Raw genomic sequence first — 4591 nt, forward strand, 5'->3', positions numbered from 1 at the left:
CTCCTGCCGTGTCCACCATTTCGCCATGGCCCACAGCAGGTTGGCAATATGCTGAGGAATAAATTGGTTTTTCTGTGCATTCACGAGGGGCAACAGCACGGCCACGGCCTCTTTAAGTTTTGGTGTCCGCTCATGCCCGTTGTCCACCAGTTTGGCCATGGCCCACAGCAGGTTGGAAATTTCCTGTGGTTTAAAGTTATCTTTCTGTGCGTTCACGTCGGGCAATAGCCTGGCCACGGCCTCATTGAACACCGGTGTCCGCTCCAGGCCCTTGTCCACCAGTTTCGCCATGGCCCACAGCAGGTTGGCGACACCCTGGGCATTAAATTGGTCTTTTTGTGTGTTCATGTGGGGCAGCAGTGCGGCCACAGCTTCGTTGAGCCCTGTTTTTTGCTCCTGCCCGCTGTCTACCAGTTTCGCCATGGCCCACAGCAGGTTGACGACACCCTGGGCATCAATATCCCTGGTGTGAGGTTTTTGGCTGCACTTGAATATGATTGCATCAAGTAGCGTTGACAATAAGGCAACTTGAGTATGCTTAACACGCTCATCTGTGGAGTTATAGGGGGTAAAAACGCCCGCTGAAGTAAATGAGTGCAGTGTTGTCGTCAGGCTTCGCCAATTCCAGCTCCGCGTTGCTGTGAAATTTTGCAGTAAACGCATCAGCTGGCTTTGTTCCGCTTGATTTAACGGTCTTTTAGCAGCTGATGTGTATTTTTTAATGGAACTGGCATATCGACCGTGATGTCTCCCATCATAGCGATGACCGAAACGACCCGATTTACTCATCAGATCATCCATTATTTCCTGTTTGATGAGGCTATTAAAATCCTGAGGAGGGTTTACTGAACGGCGCAGTAGATATTGAGAAGAGTATGCGCTAGAAGATTGGTAAAATTCATTACGCCTTGGGGCTGTGCGGGGGGGAGGATCCCATTGTCTGACTGTGGTATGTCTATATCGTCCGCGCCTTGAAGAAGCGGCATGGTTATTGGGTTGGTTGTAAGCATTATTTGATCTTGTGTATTGACCACTGATACCAGCAGAGCTTTTATCCATAATTATATTTCATTAATTCATGAAAATATAAAAAGCAGACTGTTGTTTTGTTCAAAAGTTCATTTTGCTGCAACGTCTATCAACGTAAACGGTTGGGGAAACACATCTACTCCTGATGCCATCAACCCGTTATTTTCCAATCATCCGGGGCAACAGGTGTTCAACACTGGCATTCCTTCCCGGCATGTGAAAACGGATCTAGAGTCATGATAGGAGGAAGGCAATTACTGGCTGTTTGTTTTCTTCCTCTTTGCCGGTTTACTGGTTTGCTCCTCTGAATGTTTTTCGGCAGTTAAGTAAACGTGCTCTGTGGGTTGCCTGCCTTTATCAGCAGTAACGTATGCCGCATCTGCCCAACTTCTTCTAAGTGATACAGAGCCATGCCCCTGTGGCGGGAAGCCTATCCTGGTCTTTATTTGATCAATGTATGGTTTCATTAAATCCTGATTCCAAAGCCTGTTAACCGGAATTTCAATGACCTCAAATCCTGCTTTTTGCAACAGTGCGATTTTAATCAGAGTCGAACCATTCCTGGTTTTGAAATCACCACCCACGTAATGAGACGGTCCCTGAACTTCAATCACCATGTTGTGATCTGGCAGTAGCAGGTCAACCGGAGGTAATGAATTCAGACTCTTTTCTTCTTCAATCCTCAATGATGGAATGCATGATTGGAGTTGATCGCAGAAGTCGGATTGACGTTTTGAAACAATTGTCTGGTAATGGGGGACGACCGGACACGCTCTGCCAAGCCAACTTGCAGCCAGGGCAATGGTACGTTGATCCTCTTCATTGTCCGGGAATGTATTTTCCAGACGGTTAAACAGGTCATCCATGCGCTTTTCCAGCACGTTACTTTTACTGGTATTGGGAACCAGAGATAACCTGGCACAGCATACCATTACTCCCCAAAGGGACATCAATATCGCTTGCTGAGAGAACTGGGGGTTGCCATTGATTCCCTCGACAAGCGATTTGAACGTGGAGGTTGCCAAGTCCAGCTCAATGAGTTCGCCCAGTTTCGCCATGGCCCACAGCAGATTGGCGATTTCCTGTGAATTAAAGTTGGCTTTCGGTGCTATCACGAAGGGCAGCAGCGTGACCACGGCCTCGTTGAACTCTGATGTCCACTCCCCGTTGTCCACCAGTTTCACCATGGCCCACAACAGGATGGCGATTTCCTGTGGTTTAAAGTTAGCTTTCTCTGTTTTCACTTGTTGCAACAGCACGACCACGGCCTTTTTGAACTGCGGTGTCCGCTCCTGCCCGTTGTCCAACAGTTTCGCCGAGGCCCATAGCATGTTGGCGATTTCCTGTGGTTTAAAGTTGGCTTTCGGTGCTATCACGAAGGGCAACAGCGTGGTCACGGCCTCTTTGGGCCCAGGTATCCACTCCTGCCCGTTGTCCACCAGCTTCGCCATGGCCCACAGCATGTTGGCGATTTCCTGTGGTTTAAAGTTAGCTTTTTGTGCGTTCATGTCGGGCAATAGTCTGGCCACGGCCTCATTGAGCCCTGGTGTCCGCTTCTGCCCGTTGTCCACCAGTTTTGCCATGGCCCAGAGCAGGTTGGCGATACCCTGAGCATTAAATAGGTCTTTCTGTGTGTTCACATAGGACAAAAGTACGGCCACGGCCTCGTTGAACACTGGTGTCTGCTCCAGCCCGTTGTCCACCAGTTTCGCCATGGCCCACAGCAGGTTGGCGATTTCCTGTGGTTTAAAGTTAGCTTTCGGTGCGTTCACGTGGGGCAACAGCGCGGCCACGGCCTCGTTGAACTCTGATGTCCCCCCCCCGTTGTCCACCAGTTTCGCCATGGCCCACAGCAGACTGGCGATATGCTGAGGAATAAATTGGTTTTTCTTTTCGTTCACGAGGGGCAACAGCGCGGCTACGGCCTCTTTGAACTCTGATGTCCACTCCCCTTTGTCCACCAGTTTCGCCATGGCCCACAGCAGGTTGGCGATATGCTGAGGAATAAATTGGTTTTTCTTTTCGTTCACGAGGGGCAACAGCGCGGCTACGGCCTCCTTAAGTTTTGGTGTCTGCTCCTGCCCGTTGTCCACCAGTTTCGCCATGGCCCACAGCAGATTGACGATATGCTGAGGAATAAATTGGTTGTTCTGTTCGTTCACGAGGGGCAACAGCGCGGCCACGGCCTCTTTAAGTTTTGGTGTCTGCTCCTGCCCGTTGTCCACCAGTTTCGCTATGGCCCACAGCAGATTGACGATATGCTGAGGAATAAATGGGTTGTTCTGTTCGTTGACGAGGGGCAACAGCGCGGCCACGGCCTTTTTAAGTTTTGGTGTCTGCTCCTGCCCGTTGTCCACCAGTTTCGCTATGGCCCACAGCAGATTGACGATATGCTGAGGAATAAATGGGTTGTTCTGTTCGTTGACGAGGGGCAACAGCGCGGCCACGGCCCCGTTGAGCGCTGGTGTCCGCTCCAGCCCCTTATCAACCAGTTTCGCCATAGCCCATAGCAGGTTGGTGGTTTCCTGTAGGTTAAAGCCTGCATTCTGTGCGTTCACCCGGTGCAACAGCGTGGTCACGGCCTTTTTGAGTACTGGTGTCCGATCTTGCCCGTTGTCCACCAGTTTCGCCATCGACCACAGCAGGTTGGCTATACCTTGTGGTTTAAAGTTAGCTTTCAGTGCGTTTACGTGGGGCAACAGTGCGGCCACGGCCTCATTGAACTCTGGTGTCTGCTCCAGCCCGTTATCCACCAGTTTCGCCATGGCCCACAGCAGGTTGGCGATTCCCCGGGCATCAATATCCCTGGCTTCAGGTTTTTGGTTGCAGTTAAATATTATGGCATCAAGTAGTGTTGACAATAAGGCAGTTTGAGTAATCTTAACACGCTCATCCAAGGGTTTATGAGGGGTAAAAACACCCGCTGAAGTAAATGAGTGCAGTGTTGTCGTCAGGCTTCGCCAATTCCAGCTCCGCGTTGCTGTGAAATTTTGCAGCAAACGCATCAGCTGGCTTTGTTCCGCTCGATTTAACGGTCTTTTAGCAGCTGATGTGTATTTTTTAATTGAACTGGCATATTGACCGTGATTTCTCCCATCATAGTGATGTCCGAAACGATAAGATTTGCTCAGCAGATCATCCATTATTTCCTGTTTGATGAGCGCATTAAAATCTTGAGTAAGGCTTACTGAACGGCGCTGTAGATGTTGAGAAGGGCATGCGTCAGAAGAACGGTAAAATTTATTACGCCCTGGGGTAGTGCGTGGGGTATTATCCCACTGTCTGACTGTACCATGTCTATATTGCACACGCCTTGAAGAAGCGGCATGGTTATTCGGTTGGTTGTAATCATTATCTGATCTTGCGTATTGACCACTGGCACCAGCAGAACTTCTATCCATAATTACATTTCATTAATTCATGAAAATATAAAAAGCAGACTTCTGTTTTGTTCAGAAGTTCATTTTGTTGAAACGTTTATAAGTAGTTAACCAAATGAAATCGTATTTTCTGACTAAGTGGGCAGTTACTCTGCGGCGTTACAACTCCGGTCACATAGCTA

The 4591-nt window shown here is 49.2% G+C and carries 2 protein-coding genes; both read right to left on the minus strand.

The features are described from left to right. The coding region (locus CX664_RS24215) for a DUF1601 domain-containing protein (RefSeq protein WP_146000297.1) at window positions 1-1059 on the minus strand (1059 nt) is incomplete at its 3' end. A gap of 224 nt (window positions 1060-1283) precedes the next feature. Next, window positions 1284-4430, minus strand: a complete 3147-nt coding sequence (locus CX664_RS24230; protein ID WP_101749184.1) for an RAP domain-containing protein — start codon at window positions 4428-4430, stop codon at window positions 1284-1286. Between the last annotated feature and the right edge of the window lie 161 nt (window positions 4431-4591).

It is taken from the genome of Endozoicomonas acroporae, assembly GCF_002864045.1.
In the GTDB taxonomy this organism is placed as follows: domain Bacteria; phylum Pseudomonadota; class Gammaproteobacteria; order Pseudomonadales; family Endozoicomonadaceae; genus Endozoicomonas; species Endozoicomonas acroporae.